Source organism: Pseudomonas sp. 2995-3 (assembly GCF_002742565.1).
GTDB lineage: Bacteria > Pseudomonadota > Gammaproteobacteria > Pseudomonadales > Pseudomonadaceae > Aquipseudomonas > Aquipseudomonas edaphica.
This window is the reverse complement of the sequence record NZ_LJSB01000297.1, coordinates 1-302: the sequence shown is the minus strand read 5'-3', so window position 1 is coordinate 302 and position 302 is coordinate 1. Positions and strand designations below refer to the sequence as shown.

Annotated in this window: 1 pseudogene; it reads left to right on the top strand. The window is 27.8% G+C overall.

Annotation, left to right across the window (positions count from 1 at the left end):
* Positions 1–302: pseudogene (locus AOA62_RS32290) on the top strand (hypothetical protein); the annotation flags it as partial.

The window sequence follows — 302 nt, the reverse complement described above, 5'->3', positions numbered from 1 at the left end:
GTATCATCCTTGTTAAATTACATACAAGGAATTTAGATGGTATAAATGATCTCCTAGAAAAATCTTATCCTTTATGTACTAATCATCATGAAAAAACGAGAGTAAAAATTCTAGAAGCTAGTTTAGCATATATAAATCGTGACTTTGACACTTATGAGAAGATGATGTCTAAATGCATTGATTATTTATACGAAAATAAATTTTGGTTGGACATTGAAGACGATGCAAAAAAATTAGGTGAGTATTATTACGAGCAACGAAAATATAAGAAAGCTTACTATTATCTAAATATTGAGTTGGAA